We start from the raw sequence: 20,120 nt of genomic DNA on the forward strand, positions 1-20,120 counted from the left end.
CTGTGAACTACCCGACTCTGCGGCCAACATCCGTCAATGCCTGAGAGGTATGACGCGATAAGCCTACTCAATGACGTGAGTGTGATGCACATCCCGCTCTGCTGGTATATTGCCTTCAACGTCGGCCACTGCCAAAGGAGCCAGAATGGACGAAGTAACAACCCCACCTCTTGTTACGGTGGACTCTGAAAAAAACCTCAATGACCTGCTAACACGTCGCGTTGATGCTGACCCAACGGGCACCATTATGGAAGTAATGGACTCTGCCGGTACGTGGCAACCAATCTCAGCACGTGAATTCCATGCCCAAGTTCGCGCTGTCGCTCAGGGACTCATCGCATCAGGAATTGACCCCGGGGACCGGGTTGGCATCATGTCGCGGACACGATACGAGTGGTCACTTCTCGACTGGGCAATCTGGGCTGCTAGCGCAGTCACAGTGCCACTGTACGAAACCTCCAGCCCTGAACAGGTCGATTGGATTCTCAATGACGCTGGAGTGAAGTTGCTGATTGTTGAAAACCAGCAACTTCACTCTGTAGCAAGCGAGGCCTTTGACAATGCTCCCCAGCTTTCAGACAGCCTCGTTATTGACAATGGTGCCATCGCAGAACTCACCCGCCGTGGGGCTGAAGTCCCAGAAAGCGAGATCGAACGGCGCGCTCACTTAGCCAACCTCGATTCGCTAGCGACCATCATCTACACCTCCGGAACAACGGGGCGCCCGAAAGGCGCGTGTCTAATCCACCGCAACTTTTACGAACTCAGCGAAAACAGCACGATGCGCCTCAAAGAGGTACTTGAGCATGGGGCGCGAAGGACTTTGCTATTCATGCCTCTTGCCCACGTCTTCGCTAGGTTTATCCACGTCCTCGTTATTCCGGGTGGTTCCGTCCTCGGACACGTATCAGACACCAAGGATCTACTTCCTGCCCTCGCCTCATTCCGCCCTACCTACCTGCTATCTGTGCCACGTGTGTTTGAGAAGGTCTACAACGCCTCTGAACAGAAAGCAGTCGCCGGAGGAAAGGGCAAAATCTTCCACTGGGCAGCGCGCACAGCTATCGCCTACTCACGTTCTCTCGATAGCACTAAAGGACCTAGCGTAGGGCTTCGAGTGCAGCACAAAGTCGCTGACCGTTTGGTGCTCAGTAAAATCCGAGCCGCGTTGGGCGGACAAACAAAATATGCAATCTCTGGCGGGGCTGCCCTTGGAGAGCGGCTTGGTCACTTCTTCCGCGGCGCTGGGCTGGTTGTTCTAGAAGGTTACGGCCTCACTGAAACAACGGCCCCCACCTCTGTCACATTGCCTGACAGGATCAAAATTGGAACGGTCGGACCGCCTCTTCCAGGGTGCTCCTTGCGGATCAACCCTGACGGAGAGGTGCTTGTTCGCGGACCTCACGTATTCGTGGGGTACCACAACAACGAGGTAGCCACGGAAGAAGCCTTTGAATCTGGGTGGTTCAAAACCGGTGACATCGGATCGCTAGACGACGATGGTTTTTTGCGAATCACCGGCCGCAAGAAAGAAATCATTGTCACTGCCGGTGGGAAAAATGTTGCCCCAACCGTCCTCGAAGACCGTGTACGAGCTCACCCCTTAGTGAGCCAAGTTGTTGTCGTGGGTGATGGGCAACCCTTCATCGCAGCCATGATCACGGTGGATGCAGAAGCCCTTCCAGGGTGGCTTGCAGCCCACGGGCACCCTGAACTGCCCTTCGCCCAAGCGAAAGACGCGCCGCATGTTCGCGCCGCTCTTGACCAAGCAATTGAAAGAGCAAACCGTGCGGTGTCACGAGCCGAGTCCATTCGGAAGTTCATTGTGCTTGACCAAGATTTCACCGTTGACAACGGCTACCTCACCCCGTCGATGAAGGTGAAAAGAACCCTGGTCATCCAAGACTTCCAGCACCAGATCGACAATTTGTATGACGATGTCCAGCGCATTGACTGAGAGCCGCCACGACACGGAATCCATCGATTAGGCTTGGTGGTGGGGTCTCGTGAGGCCCCACCACCAAGGTCCGTTTCTGCTACGCAGCAGGTCACACGAACTATCTGACACTGCCAAACCAAGGAGTCCCATGCCGACAGCAATCGTGATGATCGACACCGATCAAGCTTTGATTCCTGAAGTTGCCACCGAGGTTGCGACGATCGACGGTGTCAGTGAGGTGTACTCCGTCACGGGTGACGTGGATCTTGTGGCAATTGTCCGTGTCTCCCAGCATGATGACTTCGCTTCTGTTATTGCGGATCGCATCGGCAAAACCCCTGGTGTCCTCAAAACCACAACATACTTAGCATTCCGCGAATTCTCGCAAAAGGATCTCGCGGCAGCTTTCGACCTCGGTTTGGATTCCTGACCCAAGAGGCTTGCACACGTGACAGGGCACGATGCGCTGAATGCGCATCGTGCCCTGTCACGTGGAGTTCTTAACGGTCAGAGCGTTTCGCTTCACCTTTCGTGGCAGCATCTCGCCAAGCATCTAGAAGTCGTTGGGTAGCACCTGAATCCACTGCCTGCGCAGCGATTTCCATGCCGGCACTCAATCTCTGGGCAAGCGTTCCCGATCCCACCAGGCGCCCATCAGCCACAATTCCTGCTGCCGCATTGGCAAGAACCGTGTCCCGCACAGGCCCGGTTGCACCCTGAAATAGCGCCCGCGCAACCTCTGCGTTCTCCTGTGCTGTCCCTCCCCGAAGGTCATCAACCGTAATCGGGGACATGCCCATGTCCTTCACCGGGTCAATGACCTCATGGACTACGTCTGCGTCACGTACTTCCCACATATCGACTGGCCCAATTGCCGCAAACTCGTCGAGGCCACGAGCCCCACGAAATACGAGCGCTTGGCGCCCACGGCGAGCAAAAACTCCAGCAATGATTGGCGCCATCGACGCATCTGCCACGCCAACAGCAGAGGAACGAGGTAGCCCCGGGTTTGTGATGGGGCCTAAAAAGTTGAACGCTGTAGCGATGCGTAACTCTTTGCGTGCCACAGCCGCATGGCGCATCGAAGGGTGGAAAGTTTGCGCAAAACAGAAGGTGATTCCCACGCTGCGTCCAATGGCAGCGACATCTTGTGGGGTGTGATCTAACGGGAGCCCAAGCGCTTCTAGCACATCAGCAGATCCCGAAGATGATGACGATGCCCGATTGCCATGCTTCACAATTGGCACTCCACATGAGGCGATCACCACTGCGGCCATGGTGGAAATATTGACTGTGTGCAAACGGTCACCACCGGTTCCCACAATGTCGAGCGCGGTTTGTGAGTGCTCGAGATCTGGGTAAGGAACAGCGTGATCAATCATGGCTTGGGACAAACCAAGCATTTCCTCGACGGTTTCCCCCTTGCTGCGTAATGCCACAAGGAAACCCGCTAGTTGGACAGGGCTTGCACTGCCTGCCATCACTTGTGTCATCGCCCATCGTGCGGCCTCAACATCAAGATCTTCGCCCGCAATAAGGGTTGATGTCAGATCAGGCCAAGAAGGGGGACGTGTCATGGAGTGATTCTCACTTTCTCAGATGTTTGCGCAAGCAGTTTCGAGACATGACTGCTCAATTCGAAGGGATCCAGCGGACGCGCTACAGCGCTATCTGCCAGAGACCACGATGCCAACCAAGCGTCCTGGGCACGACCAGTCAGGACAAGGATAGGCGGACAGTCAAAAACTTCGTTCTTAACCTCGCGGGCAACGCCCATTCCACCAGCTTTGCGTGCCTCGCCGTCAAGAATAAGCAGGTCATAACGGCCAGGTTGAACACGCTCGACCAGAGCATCGTACGTTGCGACGTCATGCCACTCGATGGCAAGACCATCAATACTATTGCCAATCGATTGGCGAACATGATGACGCACCGTTGCATCATCGCTATAGACCAACACTGAGCGCTTGTCTTGAGTTGTGGCTTCCGACATAGTGTCCTTCAATCCGAGATGTACGTCGCTGTATCCTCACCCATCCTAGCGGGGACGACGTTACATACGTCACGCGCAACTCACTAGGTCATGTCATCGCAGGCTCTCTTCCGCTTGTCAGAAAGGCCTTTGGGCCCAGCACCGTTTTCGTGACACCCACAAGTCTTCCGTCACAAGAACTGCAAAATATCCAGCATTCCTTCAAGTTTGTGAGATAGAACCACAGATTTCGGTGGGTCTTAGGGCCCAACGCTGGACCAACATCGGCAATAATGGTCTTGTGTCGACTGAAACGGCTGCTCCCAAAGCACAACACCACGTAAGCGTGAACCGTCCGAACCCAGTGTCGGTCGGTACCATCGTCTGGCTATCCAGCGAACTCATGTTCTTTGCTGGGCTGTTCGCGATGTACTTCACAATCCGCGCCACTATCCCGGCTGAACAGTGGAGCGAGGGCACTGGTCATCTCAATTTGACCTTCGCCTTCATCAACACAGCTGTTCTTGTTGCCTCATCACTGACATGCCAATTTGGTGTGTTTGCTGCTGAGCGCTTCCAGCCGGTCCGTACTGGGTCCATCCTCCAAGTGACCAAGTGGGGCATGAATGAATGGATGACGCTGACTTTCCTGATGGGATCGTTGTTCGTTGCCGGTCAGGTATACGAATACGCCGAGCTGGTACAGCACGGCCTGACAATCTCATCAAGCCCGTATGGATCGGTCTTCTACCTGGCAACAGGTTTCCACGGGCTCCACGTTGTCGGCGGACTCATTGCATTCCTGTTCCTTTTGGGTCGTTCCTTCTCAGCGAAGAAGTTCGGCCACCACGAGGCAACTACAGGCATCGTCGTGTCCTACTACTGGCACTTCGTTGATGTCGTGTGGATCGGACTCTTCTTTGTCATCTACTTCCTGCGCTAGTCAGGCGCGCTGGTGAGCATTGCTGCTCACCAGCGCAACACTTGTTCCAACCAATCCCCATAAAGCGAGACGAGGATCGATTCGTGAAGGCACTCGCTGCCCGCAGACACCACCGGCTCACCCCGGTAGTGCTCGTTTTGTTGGCGCTGGTCGCAATCGGTGGAGTGTATGCGGCATTCGCAACACCTTCTGCCACTGCGGACACCGCAACAAATCAAGACATCGAAGAGGGCAAGAAACTCTTTATCGCCAACTGTGCGACCTGCCACGGCGTTAACGCCGAAGGCACTAGCACAGTGCCGTCACTCATCGGTGTCGGAGCAGCGGCAGTCGACTTCCAGGTCGGAACTGGCCGCATGCCGATGCAGATGACAGGTCCACAGGCAGAGGCAAAACCACCGCAGATGAACGAAGAGCAGACTGCGCAGCTCGCTGCATACGTTGCTTCTCTCGGCCCTGGACCAGCCATCCCTGCAGCAGAAGCTGTTGATCCAGAATTAGGTGACGCCGCAAACGGTGCAGCACTGTTCCGCACAAACTGCGCCATGTGCCACAACGCCGTAGGCGCTGGCGGTGCTCTCTCTGAAGGTAAATGGGCACCCGATATTCGGGATACCACCCCCACACACCTCTACGAGGCAATGCAAACTGGTCCGCAGAACATGCCAGTTTTCAATGATGACACTCTTACCCCCGAAGAAAAGCGAGACATCATCGCTTACATTGACTACCAAAAAGAAGGCTCAGCCGGTGGTATTAGCCTCGGTTCACTCGGGCCAGTTTCTGAAGGTGTCTGGGTCTGGGTTGTCGGTATGGGTCTGCTCATCGGAGCAGCAGTGTGGATTGGAGCCAAATCCTCATGAGCGATCGTGAAGTAACCACAACCTCATCATCTGAAGACCGTTTCGTAGATCCAGGTCTCCCACCGCACAAATCCCGCATGGGTGATACTGACCCTCGGGCTGCAAAGCGCTCCGAAATGCAGGTTGTCATCCTTTTTGTTATCTCCATCGTGGGAACAATCGGGTCACTTCTTGCGTACTTTTTGGTTGTTCCTGACGGCGATGTAGCCAGCGTTCGCAACGCGAACTTGGCACTCGGCGTCACGCTATTCCTGTCCTTGATGGGTATCGGTCTTGCCGCTATTCACTGGGCTAAGACCTTGATGTCAGATCACGAAGTAGCTGAAGAACGTCACCCCATGGCGTCAGACGCCGAAACACGCGCAGCTGCTCTCGGCAAACTTCAAGATGGTGCAAAAGACTCGAACATTGCGCGACGTACAGTCCTTAAGGGCTCTGTTGTCACAGCTGTTGGTCTCTTCCCACTCACTATTGCTGTTCCACTCATTGGATCAGTAGGCGGCGACTGGGATGTATCAAAGTTCAAACACACACTGTGGGAAAAGGGCAAGCGACTCACGACAGATCCAGCTGGTCGTCCGGTCAAAGCATCAGATGTCACCATCGGTTCAGTTGTTCAGATCATTCCAGAAGCAAGCGAAGAAGAACGCTCTGGCCACTCTTGGATCACAGAAAAAGCTAAAGCAGTGGTGATGTTGGTCCGCATGGACCCAGCAGATCTGAAAGAATCCGAAGACCGCAAGGGCTGGTCTTACAACGGAATCGTTGCTTACTCCAAAATCTGCACACACGTTGGTTGCCCCGTTGCTCTCTACGAGCAGCAGACACACCACGTGCTTTGCCCGTGCCACCAATCAACCTTCGACGTGTCTGATGGCGCAAAGGTTGTCTTTGGTCCAGCTAAGCGGCCCCTCCCCCAGTTGCCAATCGCTGTCGACAACGAGGGTTACCTTGTTGCACAGGATGACTTCAATGAACCTGTCGGCCCGAGCTACTGGGAGCGTCTCAAGTGACAACGCCTACCCCCCACTCACCGCTTGCCGGACCAGCGGACTACCTTGACCAGCGCACCGGCATCGGTAACGCAGTTAAAGGCTTTGCGCGCAAGGTCTTTCCTGACCACTGGTCATTTATGCTCGGTGAGATCGCGCTGTACTCCTTCGTAGTACTGCTGATCTCAGGATTCTTCCTGACGATGTTCTTCGTCCCTTCAATGGCACTTGTTACGTATCATGGCCCCATTGACTCCATGGACGGGCAACTCATGTCGGAGGCTTTCGCCTCAACCTTGAAGATCTCATTCGAGGTCCGTGGTGGCCTCTTGATGCGTCAAGTACACCACTGGGCAGCACTGTTGTTCATGGCATCAATCGTGACTCACATGATGCGCGTGTTCTTCACCGGTGCTTTCCGTAAACCTCGTGAGTTGAACTGGCTCGTTGGGTTTGTCCTCATGATCCTCGGGCTGCTCGCAGGATTCACTGGATACTCACTACCTGACGACGTGCTTTCTGGTAACGGATTGCGCATCACCGATGGTGTTGTGAAGTCGATCCCCATCTTGGGCTCGTACCTCTCCTACTTCATCTTTGGTGGCGAATTCCCTGGCGAAGACATCATCCCCCGGCTTTTCGCACTTCACGTCATGGTGGTGCCCGCTCTTATTCTTTCGCTCATAGCTCTCCACCTGCTCTTTGTGGTGCTGCACAAGCACACGCAATACCCAGGTGGCGGACGTACAGACAAGAACGTTGTGGGCTTCCCACTGTTCCCTGTGTATGTCGCGAAAGCTGGCGGATTCTTCTTCGTTGTCTTCGGTGTCCTCGCCCTCATGGGTGGCGTGATGTCGATCAACAACGTGTGGAGTTATGGACCATATGATCCATCACCGGTGGGTGCTGGTGCTCAACCAGACTGGTACATGCTGTTCTTGGAAGGGTCACTACGGCTCATGCCAGGACAGCCCGAGTTCGTCATAGCAGGGTTCACCCTGTCACTGAACGTACTTATCCCAGCGGTTGTGATTCCTGGTCTCCTGTTCTCCGCGCTCGCCCTGTACCCATTCATTGAAGCGCGCGTGACCGCTGACAAGGCTGAACACCACGTTCTCGACCGCCCTCGCAATGTCCCCACCCGGACAGGTATCGGCGTGGCCATCATCGTTGCGTTTGTCATCTTGGCTGTTGCCGGCTCGAACGACCTGGTTGCAACACACTTTGCGATGTCATTGAATGCCATCACGTGGGCGCTTCGTGTGCTCTTCTTTGTTGGACCGGTTGTAGCCTTCATCGTGACGAAAAGGATCTGCTTGGCCTTGCAGCGCAAGGACCGGGAATTGGTTCTTCACGGCCACGAAACCGGCAAGATCGTTCGCTTCGCTAACGGCGAATACATTGAGGTTCACAAGCCCGTCAACGAGGAAGAGCGGTGGCTACGTGTCAACTACGCTGCACACCGTCCCTTGGAGATAGAACCAGCTGAGGATGCCCGCGGAGTACGCCGTAAGGGCTACAAAGCTGATCGACGCTGGCAAAAACTGTCATCGTTCTTCTATGAAGACCGTGTAGAGCCAGTTCGTCCCTCCGAGTTGCACTCGGCTGACGAACACGGTGAACTGGAGTCAGGCACGCAACAGCCTGCGCTGGAACGCTGAAACAATGGCTCACGAGTTGGACGTGACCAGCGCATTCACCCAACAGTGATGCAAGGTTAAACTACCAGCCCGCGATCTGGTCCTGTACTTGTTGCGGGATGAAGATCGCGGGCTTTGTAGTTTGTACGATCGATGCTCAGTTTCTCTGCGCATCACATTTCACACTATCTACTGGAGGTAGAAGGCATGGGCGTTTACACGCTGCCAGAACTGTCCTACGATTACGGCGCACTGGAACCGCACATTTCCGGCCGAATCATGGAACTTCACCACTCCAAGCACCACCAGGCATATGTAACAGGCGCGAACACCGCCCTGGAGCAGCTTGCTGAGGCACGCGACAAGGGTGACTTCTCAACGGTTAACCAGTTGGAAAAGAACCTCGCATTCAACCTTGGTGGCCACGTCAACCACACCGCCTTCTGGGAGAACCTCTCCCCTGAAGGGGGCGAACCTGAGGGCGAGCTTGCCGCAGCTCTCGCCGACAACTTCGGTTCTTTCGAAGCATTCAAAAAGCACTTTGCTGCTGTTGCAGCCGGCGTACAAGGCTCAGGCTGGGCGATCCTTGCTTGGGACTCCCTCGGTAAGAAACTCATCATTGTTCAGCTCTACGACCAGCAGGGCAACATTCCTCTAGGTCTCACCCCCATCGTCCTCCTCGACGTATGGGAGCACGCATACTACCTGGACTACCAGAACGTTCGTGCTGACTATGTCACCGCATGGTGGAACCTGGTGAACTGGAAGGACGCTGCAGCCCGTTTCGAGCGTGCACGCACCCAGACATCAGGGCTTATCGTTCCCTAGTGATCTGAAATAATCACTGCACAAAACCTGTCAGGGCCCCTGCGAATACGCAGGGGCCCTGAGGCGTTCATGAAGGGCCTCGTCCGCAAACTACCACGCTAAAGACGGACCAAGTACAAGACGTGCTGATCCGCCTCGTCGGCTGCAGAGAGCGGCTTCGCCTGCCACCTGTGCCTGTGCCTGTGCCTGTGCCTGTGCCTGTGCCTGTGCCTGTGCCTGTGCCTGTAGGTTTCCATAAGTCCGTTTAGATGGTGGTCTCTAAGCTCAATTTTTGTATTGCACCGCGTACAACGAATACCGCGTACAACGAACAGCGGGTGGGTTTCAGGACGTAAATCCTGAAACCCACCCGCTGTTCGTTACCTGCCGGAGGAAGGCTCGTGATGTGTTTAGTGTGCGTGGTTGCCGCGTGAGTATTCCATTACCCACCCGACGAGTGTGATCACACCAATTGCGGCTCCGATGTAGAAGATCCACCAGCCAGCTGCGAGTCCGAGGAAGCAAACTGCTACTGACCCAGCAAGAGCAACTGGCCACCAGCTCCACGGCGAATAGAACCCCTGGTCCCCTGCACCTTGGGAGATGTCACCTTCAGGGTCATCTTCGGGGCGTGGGTCAATATGCTTCGCCGTGTGGGAGAGATACCACCCCACCATGGCAACTAGCCCTGCAGTGAGGAAGAGGGAGGTCGTCCCAACAGGTTCTGACCAACCGCTCATGAACCCATACACCACTGCGACGATGAGGAAGAACGGAGTGAGGTAACTGAAGAGGTTTGCTTCGATTTTCACTTGCCTTCAGCCTTTCGCTGGGCGCGTTCGGTAGTGACTTCTTCTTGACCAGTGCGGTCAGCCTCACCGTACACATCATCAAGAGGTGTTTGCCCCGCAACCTTGTGTTCCATTGCTTCGATCTCCGGGTAGTGGAGGTCGATGGCTGGCCGCTCTGAACGGATGCGTGGTAGTGAGGTGAAGTTGTGTCGTGGTGGTGGGCATGATGTTGCCCATTCCAGAGAAGCTCCGAAGCCCCATGGGTCGTCAACAGTGACCTTGGGTGCGTTCTTCGCAGTGACGTAGACGTTCCACAGGAACGGGAGCGTCGATGCAGCAAGAACAAATGACCCGACGGTGGAGACTTGGTTGAGGAAGGTGAAGCCGTCCTCTTGGAGGTAGTCCGCGTAGCGGCGTGGCATGCCTTCGACACCCAAAACGTGCTGGACGAGGAATGTTGCGTGGAAGCCAAAGAACAACAACCAGAAGTGGATTTTGCCGAGCCGCTCGTTGAGCATCTTCCCGGTGAATTTTGGCCACCAGAAGTAGAAACCAGCAAACATGGCAAACACCACGGTCCCGAAGACCACGTAGTGGAAGTGCGCAACCACGAAGTAGGTGTCAGAGATGTGGAAGTCCATGGCAGGGCTCGCCAGGATAACTCCAGTTAGCCCACCGAAGAGGAAGGTGACGAGGAATCCAATTGACCACAGCATCGGCGTTTCGAAGGTGAGTTTCCCTCGCCACATCGTGCCTATCCAGTTAAAGAATTTCACACCTGTCGGAATCGCAATTGCCATCGTCATGAATGAGAAGAATGGCAAAAGGACCGCACCAGTGACGTACATGTGGTGAGCCCACACGGTGACAGACAATGCTGCGATAGCGATTGTCGCGTAGATCAGACCTTTGTAACCGAAAATTGGTTTCCGCGAGAATACTGGGAAAATTTCGGAGACGATACCAAAGAACGGCAGCGCGATGATGTACACCTCAGGGTGCCCGAAGAACCAGAAGAGGTGTTGCCACAGGATCGCTCCCCCGTTTTCCGGGTTGAAGATCTGTGCGCCGAATCGACGGTCAGCACCGAGCGCGAAGAGAGCTGCTGCTAGGGGTGGGAACGCCATGAGGATCAGCATCGATGTCACCAGGGTGTTCCAGGTGAAGATCGGCATACGGAACATTGTCATGCCCGGTGCACGCATCGTGATGATTGTGGTGATGAAGTTGACACCACCGAGGATGGTTCCAAACCCACCAAGGGCTAAACCAAAGACCCACAGGTCACCACCGAGCCCTGGGCTGTAAGTGGTGTTCGACAGTGGTGCGTAAGCGAACCACCCGAAGGATGCGGCGCCCTGGCGAGTGAAGAACCCTGACGAAGCGATCAATCCGCCGAAGAGGAAAAGCCAAAACGCGAAGGCATTCAACCGTGGGAAAGCGACGTCAGGCGCACCGATTTGCAAGGGCACCAGCACGTTGGCAAAACCAGCAAACAGTGGTGTCGCGAAGAGCAACAGCATGATTGTGCCGTGCATGGTGAACAACTGGTTGTACTGCTCGTTGCTCTGAACGATTTGGATGCCTGGAGCAAAGAGTTCTGCGCGGATCACGAGGGCCATGAGGCCGCCGATGCAGAAGAAAATGAAGGAGGCGATCAGGTACATGTACCCGATAGTTTTGTGGTCAGTGGATGTGATCCACTTGACGACGATGCTGCCGAGGCTCTGGCGCCGTGGTGGCAGCCCTGGGACGAGTGCGTCGTCGGCCATCAGTTGTCACTTCCTTCCGCGGAGTCAGAGTCGGTTGCTTGCAAGCGTGAGTAGCTGTCATCGAGGCGTCCGGTGTTGCCTTCTTCGCGGAGCTCATCAATGTATGCGTCGTATTCGTCGCGGGAAACTACTGCAACATTGAACAGCATGCCGGAGTGGTATTCACCGCAGAGTTCTGCGCATTTACCGGCGTAGATCCCCTCACGCAACGGGGTGACCTGCCATGTGTTAACTCGCCCTGGGATCATGTCCATTTTGTCGAGGAAGGCTGGGATCCAGAAGGAGTGGATGACGTCACGCGACTTCAGCGTGAATTCAACCGTCTCACCAACGGGGAGGTACAACGTGGGGAATGACTCGTGGGTTCCTCGGTCACCGAGGCTCCCTTCAAGTTCTCCAACGTTTTCGGCGTGAATGCCGAAGTCGTAGACCTCGTCGCTGAGGTAGTTAAAGTCCCAGCTCCATTGCTTTCCGTAGACTTCGATTTCGATGCTCGGCTCTGCCGATGTATCGCGAATCGCGGTCATGTCACGCTGGGTGTAGAAAAAGAGCACACCGACCATGACAACAGGCACAGCGGTGTACAGGATTTCCAACGGCAGGTGGTACCGGGTTTGAACTGGTAGCTGGTTGTCACCTTTTCGTTTGCGGTACGCAACGACACACCAGATGGTCAGTCCCCAAACGAGGACTCCAACGATGAGTGCTGCGATCCACGAACTGACCCACAGGTGGGTGATCCGCTCAGTCATGTTGGTGACAGGACCGTCTTCGTATCCTGGTAACCAGCCACGCTTAGCTTCTGGTGAGCATGCTGACAGGGTCAACGCTACGATGGCCGCTGCTCCGAGGAGGCGGCCTTTCCGTGACACGTTGTTTGTTGGCTTCTGCGAGCTCAAGGGGGGAGCCTTTCACTTCACGTCCTGCACCCCGCCCGTTTTCGGGCATCACACAGGACCTTCGTCCTCGACACCTGTTAGCGTAACGCGCAATCAGGTGGAAGCGTGAATCAAAACCGCTGATTCCGTGTGACAATTGCCGCACAGCAAGGAGTTGCTAACAGATGGAGAAGTTGTGTCAGTATCTCGTTTTCTTTGTGACCCTCACAGTAAGATCTTCACAAAAGTACCGAGGGCGATGAGCGCATGACTTCCATCCCCCCAGCACACTCATCATCCGATACCACCACTGCCCGCCAACGTGCCTTTTTCGATGCCAGCGGAAGTCAACGCATCACCCAGGCAGGACAAACGGCCTACCGACAAGCACTCGAGGATGGTTGGGCTGACCCAACACGACTCCACACGGAAAGTCGGCGGGCAGCTTCTCTGCTCGATGGTGCGAGGGAAGCGATTGCCGGTGTTTTCGGGGTGTCGACCAAGGACATTCACTTCGCGCCTTCCCACGTTGAGGCACTGCACCGGGCAACAAGCGCGATACTTGCTGGTCGCCGACGCATCGGATCTCACGTCGCGGTATCGGCCGTAGAGCGCTCAGCCATTCTCAATGCATTGACCTACGCCGAAGCGCAAACCACTGTCGTTCCCGTAGATACAGCAGGGCGTGTACTACTCCCTGACTTCATTGACGCCCTGCGCCGCGCTGACACTGCTGTCGCAATCCTTCAACAAGCCAACCCCGAGGTAGGGACAGTTCAACCCCTGACAGAGGCATATGAGGCAGCCCAAACTGCCAATGTCCCTCTCCTCGTGGATGCAGGGGCGAGCATCGGCCATATTGCAGTCCCCCACAGTTGGGATGCACTAGTGGCTCAGCCTGCAGATTGGGGCGGGGGGCAGGGCATTGGGGTGTTGGCGGTACGGCCACGCACTCGTTTCCGGCGTACGTGGCCAGAGGACTCTTCGCCGTGGTTCCCTGGTGTCGTCAACATTCCTGCGGCTTTTGCAGCCGCTGTGACCTTACTCGAGGCAGAGCGTGAACGGGCAAGTTGGTCGTCGCGGTCAACTGACCTGATCACAAAGATTCGTTCTGCGGCCGCAACTATCCCAGACTGTGAAGTCGTGGGTGACCCCCTAGACCGACTCCCCCACGTCGCCACATTCTCTTGTCTCTATGTAGATGGTGAGGCACTAGTCACCGAGTGTGACCGGCGCGGATACGCCGTGGGTTCCGGTTCGGCGTGCACATCGCTGTCACTTCAGCCCTCGCATGTCCTCGCAGCGATGGGGGTCCTCACACATGGGAATGTTCGAATAGCCCTTGACCGTTCGGCAACCCAGGAGCAAGTCGAGAGATTCTGTCAAGAATTGCCAGATATTGTCGCTACAGTACGTCGCCAGCTAGGGGTGTCTGACCTGTGATTGAGTGTGATGCCACCGGTTTACGATGCCCATTGCCAGTAATCCGGCTCGCGCGCCTCATCCAAGAGGGCCCTCCGGGGGCACAAGTACGCGTGATTGCGTCTGACCCAGCGGCGGAGTACGACATCCCTGCCTGGGCACGAATGAAAGGCCATACGTGCAGCGCACCCAACTACACGACGGAACCACACTGGTCCGTGTCGTTTGTGGTCACTGCAACTGGTGTCTGACAGACACACCATACTGAACCTCACGTCACACCCCACCGAAACACAGGAAGAGGACGCTATGTCCGAAGAAACATGGGAGTCACTTCAACGTACCAACCTTGACGAAGTGCTACGCAGGGCAACGCTTGTGGAACTATGCCGAGAAGACATCGACCACGGAGCCAACAGCGTTGGCCAACGCTGGGTGTGGAACGATGGTGGCGGTCAGTCAACGGTGTGGCACTTTTTCTCCGATGGCCGGGTGCTGCTGCTGACATTCGACCATGAGTCACCGCTGAACCTTTTTGGTACCGGCACTTATGCGGAGCAACTCGCTCTTTACGCTGGTGTGCCCGAGGACATGTTGTCTGTGGTGCTCAATCAGCCGGAGAACTATGAATCACTGAACCTTGTTGATGATGCTACTGGGGCAACGGTGCACTACGCCGGAGGTATCTTCTGGTGTGATGGCACCCAGTGGCACATTGCACAAGGATTAGTTGATTACTGTCAAACCCATGACCTCGATCTATGGGAAGACTCCGGTTTTTCATACTGCATCGAACCGTACCGGTTAGGCGAGTCATTCACAGTGGAAGACGTCCTCGAGCAACGCCGCGAAGATGACCACTACTGGGAACAAGACTCTCCAGCTGACGTCGAACAGGCGATCGAAAAGGATCGACAGGCATTAACTGAACTCTTTGCGCACCACTCTCGCGATTAAGACACGTACTTCAAAGAAGAGCGGGAGCACGGGTAATGTACCCGTGCTCTCGCTCTGCCAAAATATTTGCTGTGTCTCACCTAGCTAGTGAACAAGCTGTTGCTTAGGCGAATGAACCGCCGCAAGCGCAGCCTTCACCAGCGTTGGGGTTATCAATGGTGAACCCCTGTTGTTCGATGGTGTCAGCAAAGTCGATCGTTGCACCATCGAGGTATGGGACGCTCATCTTGTCAACCACAACCTCAACACCGTCAAAGTCGCGCAGTGCGTCACCGTCGAGCACTCGCTCGTCGAAGTAGAGCTGGTAGATCAAGCCAGAGCAGCCACCGGGCTGCACTGCAACACGCAGGCGAAGATCGTCACGCCCCTCTTGTTCAAGCAGGGTGCGGATTTTCTGGGCTGCGACGTCGCTGAGGTTTACGCCGTGGGTTCCGACCTCTGTTGCTTCACTCATGTTGTTCTCCAAACACGCTGGTGTGGCGTCTTCGCGCCGCGTCTTGCCTGCGCGGCCCTGTTGGCCAGCACGCGGATGGCGCGCAGTACAGATACGTGAACATCGTGTACCGCGCAGTTATTCCATCTCCCTCAGCGTAGTACGCAGGTGTGGTTTTCTTCAAAGTTCTTCGTCACAAAAGGTTGTTCCACGATCGTGCGATGCGCTGTGCATCGTGGAGAAGATCGCCAGAGGATGATGTGTAGGCGGCTGTTACTCCGTGTTCGGCCAGTTCTCTGCGGTTCATCAGGCAGTCATGTGTGAGGACAATGACAGGTACCGCATAGTTTTGTGCAGCCGCACCAGCCAGTCCTGCTGCTGAGCGGGAGAGTGTACGTGCATCGAGATTCTGCTGGACGACAACGATGAGATCACTGTTTTTGCACTGTTCCGAGAGGTCAACGTGGTGCCATAGCCATGGGGCTAGTGCTGTGTGCCGTACGCCCAAGAGCGACAGAAACCATGCGAGGCCTCCACCGGCACCTGATCCATCCGCACGGGCACGTTGGCGGGCTGTGCTTTGTTCCGCGAGTAATGGCTGTGTCGGGGGGTGAATCTTGTCGGCAAGTTCACCCAACCATCGTTCATGGTGTTGGGCTTCTTGTGACTCAACGACCTCGTCCAGAGCATTTGTGGCTGACAGCCCGTGAAATCCGGTCAGCGGGGTGGGTTGATCCCACAGCACGGTTAGTGCACGCGAATCGATGCGCTCTGACACTTCCCGGAGTGCCGCTGAGAAATCTTTGATGACATCAGGATCGAGTACTTGCCCCCACTGCAGTGTTGTTGTCACTCCAACTGCACTGAGGAATTCCCGGAAAGCCCACCACCCTCGTGGTGCAGGCATGGCGTGGTCGAGGGCAACGACCTGATGAGGTACGGCCAAGAAAACGGACGAGTGCCCTCCCCCGGTGATGTGCAGGCTGTTGGGCTGCATAGGTGCATCCGTGCACGCCGTCCGACCTACCGCCGTTGCGAGAGATTGGGCAACGGACACGATATGCGCATCGGTATCCATCTGGCACAGGCTTAAGCTGCCCCGCTGTGGACTACCTTTGCGTGTGACGTTTTGATCGCTGCGAAAAGATTGTGCATTGTGCGAGGCGTTCATGGCGTATGCCCGAACAGACGTGGGAAACGTGACGGGGGAGGTGTGCGCTGAGGGCACGGATTTCTGCCATGCTGCAGCAAGATCCACACTGGCAGGAAGAGGGGTATCGGTGCTTGTCGAAGGGTCGACGATGACAGTGACACGCATGGCAGCAGTCTGCCACATACCTAAGGCCTGGGACGTGTGGTGGACACCGGCAGTGCGGTGTGTGGGAAAATGACAGGGTGACTTCCATGACGACCTTCGCTGAGCCCCACCAGTCCCCAGCTCTTTTGCTGCTCGGGCAAAAGACTGATCTCGCTTCGGAACGTGGAGTGGAGTGCACGGGTGGCTTACCCGCAGCCTCTGACCCTGACCTTGTCGAGCGCGCCAAAACAGCACGTGCGACACTCGGTGATCGTGCTTTCATCTTGGGTCACCACTATCAGCGTGACGAGGTCATCGACTTTGCTGATATCACCGGAGATTCCTTCAAGCTTGCCCGTGAGGCAGCCGCCCGCCCTGATGCTGAGTTCATCCTCTTTTGCGGGGTTCACTTCATGGCTGAGAGCGCGGACATCCTGACCTCAGATCACCAGAAGGTGATCCTGCCGGATCTTGCCGCTGGCTGTTCAATGGCAGACATGGCCGAGATCAACCAAGTGGAAGATGCTTGGGACACTCTCATTGACGCGGGGGTCGCGGATGCCACGGTTCCAGTGACGTACATGAACTCGTCTGCTGCGATCAAAGCGTTCACCGGCCGCCACGAGGGGACAGTGTGCACCTCATCCAATGCTGAAGTTGCCTTGAGGTGGGCTTTCGATCAGGTTGGTGGCGTTGAGGGTAATGGCAAGGTGTTTTTCCTTCCCGACCAACACTTAGGGCGTAATACTGCTGTGCTGCAGCTGGGTTTGTCGCTTGATGACTGCGTGGTCTTCGACCCCCGCAAACCGCAGGGTGGCTTGACCACTGAGCAATTGCGTGACGCCCGGATGATTTTGTGGCGTGGTCACTGCTCCGTGCATGGTCGCTTCTCGCTGCGCAACATCGAAGAGATGCGCGCCAAGGTGCCTGATGTCAATATTTTGGCTCACCCTGAATGCAAAAACGAGGTCATTGCCGCCTCTGATTTTGTCGGGTCCACAGAGTTCATCATTAAAACTCTCGATGCAGCACCGGCTGGCTCGTCATGGGCAATCGGCACGGAACTCAACCTTGTCCGGCGCCTGGCAAATGCCCACCCAGACAAAAACATCCACTACTTGGATTCCACGGTGTGCTTCTGTTCCACCATGAACCGGATTGATTTGCCTCACTTGGTGTGGGTGATGGAGTCTTTGCTCGCTGGGCGTGTCGTGAACCAGATCGTCGTGAATGATGATGACGCACGCTGGGCTAAAGCTGCATTGGATCAAATGCTTGCCCTGCCTGGAATCTGATGGCGTTCGGGCGCGGAAGTGAGACATCGTCGCTCTGCGGCCGTGCAGTATGACCGGTACGTGATACCCGTAGTAGCCTGTATCAGGTGACCCGTCAGATAACCCTCGCACGTGCTACGTTCCTGCCACGCAAGCCACGACCTGGCTTCACGATCATGGACACCTCGATCTACAACACGCGAGTGCGCCCTGGTGATTTAGACATCTATGTGCATGTCAACAATGCCGTGTACTTAAACATGATGGACACTGGGCGCGCTCACTTTATCGCTGACCTTGACGGCTATCGATTGCTCAATCCACGCGGATGGTATCCGGTCGTTGCCGCCTCAAGCGTGGTGTACAAACGTTCACTGTTGTTGGGGCAATCGGCGCAGGTCCGTACTCGCATCGTTGGTTGGGACCCTCGCATTGTGTACCTTGAGCAGTCCATCTACCACCGCGACGATCTAGTCACTAGGGCTTTTATCGCAGGGCGGTTTCTCTCTAAACGTGCGGGGAAAGTTGATGCTCCCGACGTGATGGAACTCTTTGACGGACCCGCCACAAGTCCAGAACTCCCCAGTGACATGGCTGGATGGGCGCAAGCAGTCGGCGTAGCGTACCGGCCTCGTTAAAGAGGCTCACGCATCACGTAATGTGCGCTTGCCACCGCAGCACAAACGCACAAGGGGTGTGGGCGCACCTCACGGCACGTCCACACCCCTCATGTGTCATTCGCCAGTTTTTTGTGCGAGGTTACTCAACAACAGAGCCTCAGCCAGCACAACTTTCTGCAGTTCAACAAGATCAACGGACTCGTTCGCACCATGTGCACGAGAGTCCGGATCCTCTACCCCTGTTACCAGGATCGACGCGTCAGGGTAGACCTCCAACAAATCAGCAATGAACGGGATAGATCCCCCAATGCCGATGTCAACAGGGTCGGTGCCCCATGCCTGCGCGAAGGCAGCGCGGGCCGCACGCATCGCTGCTGAGTCGGCAGGTGCCAAGAACGGTTTCCCCAGTTCACCATCATGCACAGTGACCCGAGCACTGAGTGGAGCGTTTTCGAGAAGGTGGCTGCGCAACGCCTCGAGTGCTTGAGCTGGATCTTGCCCGGGGGCAATACGCATCGAAACCTTCGCTTGGGCGCGAGAGGTCAGAGTATTTGACGACAACGCAACGCTAGGCGCGTCAAAACCAATAATTGAAATCGCAGGTTTTGTCCACAGACGTCCAGCGATAGTGCCCGACCCAGCTAGCTCTACCCCACCAAGAAGGCCTGAATCCGCACGGAAGTCTTCCTCTGTGTAATCAACAGCTGGTTCGGCACCTTGCACAAGCCCTGAAACGGCAACGTTTCCGTCAGCGTCGTGAAGGGTCGCGATCAAGCGGGCCAAGACTGTTACAGCATCCAGAACTGGTCCACCAAACATTCCTGAGTGCACCGCATGGCTGAGCACCTCAACCTCAACGACGCAGTCAACAAGACCACGCAACGATGTGGTGAGAGCAGGTACCCCCACCTTCCAGTTCGCTGAGTCAGCAACGACAATTGCGTCTGCGCGAAGTTCTTCACGGTACTGCGCAAGAAACTCGGTGAAGTATGGCGAACCGATTTCTTCTTCACCTTCGAAGAAAAGTGTCACTCCCACACCCAAGTCATCCCCCAACGCGCGCAAAGCACCAAGGTGAGCGATGATCCCGGCTTTGTCATCGGCAGCACCGCGCCCGTACATACGCGGGCCGATCTCGGTTGGTTCAAACGGCGGTGTGTTCCACGAGGACTCATCCCCCGGGGGTTGCACGTCATGGTGGGCGTAAAGCAAGACGGTGGGTTTACCCTCTGGCGCAGGGATTTTAGCGAGCACTGCTGGCCGAGACTGTCCTGCTGAGACGATACGGACATCGTCGATGCCTTGCTTGGTTAGGAGGTCCGCAACTGCCTGCGCACTGTCTGCCACATGCTGTTGATCAAACGCCGGGGCGGAAACGCTAGGTATGCGTACGAGATTGCGAAGGTCTTCCACGAGGTCAGGGAAGATGTTGGCTACTGTGGTCTGTAATGTTGTGTGGTCACTCACGCGTCTAGCCTACTGCGTTGCTCCCCCCAGTTGTTGGGGTGGTGGCTCTGCGT

The 20,120-nt window shown here is 55.9% G+C and carries 20 protein-coding genes; 12 read left to right on the forward strand and 8 right to left on the reverse strand.

The window, feature by feature from the left end:
* The first annotated feature begins 145 nt into the window (after positions 1-145).
* Together G538_RS0114080 and G538_RS0114085 are read left to right on the forward strand one after the other, a co-directional pair.
* Complete coding sequence (locus G538_RS0114080) at positions 146-1,957, forward strand: AMP-dependent synthetase/ligase (RefSeq protein WP_029069804.1); 1,812 nt, start codon at positions 146-148, stop codon at positions 1,955-1,957.
* Positions 1,958-2,087: 130 nt separating this feature from the next.
* Positions 2,088-2,369 carry an Lrp/AsnC family transcriptional regulator gene (locus tag G538_RS0114085; protein ID WP_029069805.1) on the forward strand — a complete coding sequence of 94 codons (282 nt, stop codon included), beginning with the start codon at positions 2,088-2,090 and terminating at the stop codon, positions 2,367-2,369.
* Between the two features lie 70 nt (positions 2,370-2,439).
* On the opposite strand, the gene trpD is transcribed toward G538_RS0114085, so the two are convergent.
* Positions 2,440-3,516 (reverse strand): anthranilate phosphoribosyltransferase, encoded by a 1,077-nt coding sequence (trpD, locus tag G538_RS0114090; RefSeq protein ID WP_029069806.1) that lies wholly within the window; start codon positions 3,514-3,516, stop codon positions 2,440-2,442.
* Positions 3,513-3,932 carry a response regulator transcription factor gene (locus tag G538_RS0114095; RefSeq protein ID WP_051197274.1) on the reverse strand — a complete coding sequence of 140 codons (420 nt, stop codon included), beginning with the start codon at positions 3,930-3,932 and terminating at the stop codon, positions 3,513-3,515. The genes trpD and G538_RS0114095 overlap by 4 nt, the downstream gene beginning before the upstream one ends.
* Positions 3,933-4,212: 280 nt before the next feature.
* On the opposite strand from G538_RS0114095, the gene ctaE reads away from it, so the two are divergent.
* From ctaE to G538_RS0114120, 5 genes are all read left to right on the forward strand, one after another.
* Positions 4,213-4,854, forward strand: coding sequence for an aa3-type cytochrome oxidase subunit III (ctaE, locus tag G538_RS0114100; protein ID WP_029069808.1), 642 nt, complete (start codon positions 4,213-4,215; stop codon positions 4,852-4,854).
* 83 nt (positions 4,855-4,937) lie between these two features.
* Positions 4,938-5,717 carry a cytochrome bc1 complex diheme cytochrome c subunit gene (gene qcrC / locus G538_RS0114105; RefSeq protein ID WP_029069809.1) on the forward strand — a complete coding sequence of 260 codons (780 nt, stop codon included), beginning with the start codon at positions 4,938-4,940 and terminating at the stop codon, positions 5,715-5,717.
* The gene (qcrA, locus tag G538_RS0114110; RefSeq protein ID WP_029069810.1) at positions 5,714-6,730 is read left to right on the forward strand and encodes a cytochrome bc1 complex Rieske iron-sulfur subunit; all 1,017 of its coding nucleotides are present in this window, start codon (positions 5,714-5,716) and stop codon (positions 6,728-6,730) included. The genes qcrC and qcrA overlap by 4 nt, the downstream gene beginning before the upstream one ends.
* Positions 6,727-8,370 carry a cytochrome bc1 complex cytochrome b subunit gene (qcrB, locus tag G538_RS17100; protein ID WP_035834387.1) on the forward strand — a complete coding sequence of 548 codons (1,644 nt, stop codon included), beginning with the start codon at positions 6,727-6,729 and terminating at the stop codon, positions 8,368-8,370. Before qcrA ends, qcrB begins: the two co-directional genes overlap by 4 nt.
* Before the next feature lie 186 nt (positions 8,371-8,556).
* Complete coding sequence (locus G538_RS0114120; RefSeq protein WP_029069811.1) at positions 8,557-9,177, forward strand: superoxide dismutase; 621 nt, start codon at positions 8,557-8,559, stop codon at positions 9,175-9,177.
* 389 nt (positions 9,178-9,566) lie between these two features.
* Here the strand turns inward: G538_RS0114120 and G538_RS0114125 are convergent, their stop codons facing one another.
* The 3 genes from G538_RS0114125 to ctaC are packed head-to-tail and all read right to left on the reverse strand — an operon-like array spanning position 9,567 to position 12,618.
* Positions 9,567-9,968: a cytochrome c oxidase subunit 4 gene (locus G538_RS0114125; RefSeq protein WP_029069812.1), complete on the reverse strand. Its 402-nt coding sequence runs from the start codon at positions 9,966-9,968 to the stop codon at positions 9,567-9,569.
* A complete protein-coding gene (gene ctaD, locus G538_RS17105; protein ID WP_035834389.1) occupies positions 9,965-11,719 on the reverse strand; it encodes an aa3-type cytochrome oxidase subunit I in 1,755 nt (584 codons plus the stop codon). Before ctaD ends, G538_RS0114125 begins: the two co-directional genes overlap by 4 nt.
* Positions 11,719-12,618 (reverse strand): aa3-type cytochrome oxidase subunit II, encoded by a 900-nt coding sequence (gene ctaC / locus G538_RS0114135; protein WP_029069813.1) that lies wholly within the window; start codon positions 12,616-12,618, stop codon positions 11,719-11,721. Before ctaC ends, ctaD begins: the two co-directional genes overlap by 1 nt.
* Before the next feature lie 246 nt (positions 12,619-12,864).
* Between ctaC and G538_RS0114140 the strand changes: the two genes are divergently transcribed.
* Genes G538_RS0114140 through G538_RS17110 form a run of 3 tightly spaced genes read left to right on the forward strand, consistent with a single transcriptional unit; the run spans position 12,865 to position 14,976 of the window.
* Positions 12,865-14,040, forward strand: coding sequence for a cysteine desulfurase family protein (locus G538_RS0114140; protein ID WP_029069814.1), 1,176 nt, complete (start codon positions 12,865-12,867; stop codon positions 14,038-14,040).
* The gene (locus G538_RS0114145) at positions 14,037-14,270 is read left to right on the forward strand and encodes a sulfurtransferase TusA family protein (protein ID WP_029069815.1); all 234 of its coding nucleotides are present in this window, start codon (positions 14,037-14,039) and stop codon (positions 14,268-14,270) included. The genes G538_RS0114140 and G538_RS0114145 overlap by 4 nt, the downstream gene beginning before the upstream one ends.
* Positions 14,271-14,328: 58 nt before the next feature.
* The gene (locus G538_RS17110) at positions 14,329-14,976 is read left to right on the forward strand and encodes a hypothetical protein (protein WP_051197303.1); all 648 of its coding nucleotides are present in this window, start codon (positions 14,329-14,331) and stop codon (positions 14,974-14,976) included.
* Between the two features lie 103 nt (positions 14,977-15,079).
* Here G538_RS17110 and G538_RS0114155 read toward each other — a convergent pair whose 3' ends face one another.
* Together G538_RS0114155 and G538_RS0114160 are read right to left on the reverse strand one after the other, a co-directional pair.
* Complete coding sequence (locus G538_RS0114155; protein WP_029069816.1) at positions 15,080-15,430, reverse strand: HesB/IscA family protein; 351 nt, start codon at positions 15,428-15,430, stop codon at positions 15,080-15,082.
* A gap of 172 nt (positions 15,431-15,602) precedes the next feature.
* On the reverse strand, positions 15,603-16,406 hold the full coding sequence (locus tag G538_RS0114160; protein WP_169514137.1) for a glycerate kinase: 804 nt from the start codon (positions 16,404-16,406) through the stop codon (positions 15,603-15,605).
* A 407-nt stretch (positions 16,407-16,813) separates the two neighbouring features.
* Between G538_RS0114160 and nadA the strand changes: the two genes are divergently transcribed.
* Both nadA and G538_RS0114170 read left to right on the forward strand, forming a co-directional pair.
* Positions 16,814-18,001 (forward strand): quinolinate synthase NadA, encoded by a 1,188-nt coding sequence (gene nadA, locus G538_RS0114165; protein ID WP_051197276.1) that lies wholly within the window; start codon positions 16,814-16,816, stop codon positions 17,999-18,001.
* Between the two features lie 86 nt (positions 18,002-18,087).
* Positions 18,088-18,618, forward strand: a complete 531-nt coding sequence (locus G538_RS0114170) for an acyl-CoA thioesterase (protein WP_029069819.1) — start codon at positions 18,088-18,090, stop codon at positions 18,616-18,618.
* Positions 18,619-18,714: 96 nt separating this feature from the next.
* Here G538_RS0114170 and G538_RS17115 read toward each other — a convergent pair whose 3' ends face one another.
* Positions 18,715-20,067 carry a dipeptidase gene (locus tag G538_RS17115; RefSeq protein WP_035834394.1) on the reverse strand — a complete coding sequence of 451 codons (1,353 nt, stop codon included), beginning with the start codon at positions 20,065-20,067 and terminating at the stop codon, positions 18,715-18,717.
* Positions 20,068-20,120 lie beyond the last annotated feature (53 nt).

Source organism: Jonesia quinghaiensis DSM 15701 (assembly GCF_000423205.1).
Lineage (GTDB): Bacteria > Actinomycetota > Actinomycetes > Actinomycetales > Cellulomonadaceae > Jonesia > Jonesia quinghaiensis.

Excerpts from the sequence above, each read along its gene's own strand:
- G538_RS0114080 (WP_029069804.1), top strand. The coding sequence starts at position 146 with ATGGACGAAGTAACAACCCCACCTCTTGTTACGGTGGACTCTGAAAAA.
- G538_RS0114085 (WP_029069805.1), top strand. The coding sequence starts at position 2,088 with ATGCCGACAGCAATCGTGATGATCGACACCGATCAAGCTTTGATTCCT.
- trpD (WP_029069806.1), bottom strand. The coding sequence starts at position 3,516 with ATGACACGTCCCCCTTCTTGGCCTGATCTGACATCAACCCTTATTGCG.
- G538_RS0114095 (WP_051197274.1), bottom strand. The coding sequence starts at position 3,932 with ATGTCGGAAGCCACAACTCAAGACAAGCGCTCAGTGTTGGTCTATAGC.
- qcrA (WP_029069810.1), top strand. The coding sequence starts at position 5,714 with ATGAGCGATCGTGAAGTAACCACAACCTCATCATCTGAAGACCGTTTC.
- G538_RS0114120 (WP_029069811.1), top strand. The coding sequence starts at position 8,557 with ATGGGCGTTTACACGCTGCCAGAACTGTCCTACGATTACGGCGCACTG.
- ctaD (WP_035834389.1), bottom strand. The coding sequence starts at position 11,719 with ATGGCCGACGACGCACTCGTCCCAGGGCTGCCACCACGGCGCCAGAGC.
- G538_RS0114140 (WP_029069814.1), top strand. The coding sequence starts at position 12,865 with ATGACTTCCATCCCCCCAGCACACTCATCATCCGATACCACCACTGCC.
- G538_RS17110 (WP_051197303.1), top strand. The coding sequence starts at position 14,329 with ATGTCCGAAGAAACATGGGAGTCACTTCAACGTACCAACCTTGACGAA.
- G538_RS0114155 (WP_029069816.1), bottom strand. The coding sequence starts at position 15,430 with ATGAGTGAAGCAACAGAGGTCGGAACCCACGGCGTAAACCTCAGCGAC.
- G538_RS0114160 (WP_169514137.1), bottom strand. The coding sequence starts at position 16,406 with ATGCAGCCCAACAGCCTGCACATCACCGGGGGAGGGCACTCGTCCGTT.
- nadA (WP_051197276.1), top strand. The coding sequence starts at position 16,814 with ATGACGACCTTCGCTGAGCCCCACCAGTCCCCAGCTCTTTTGCTGCTC.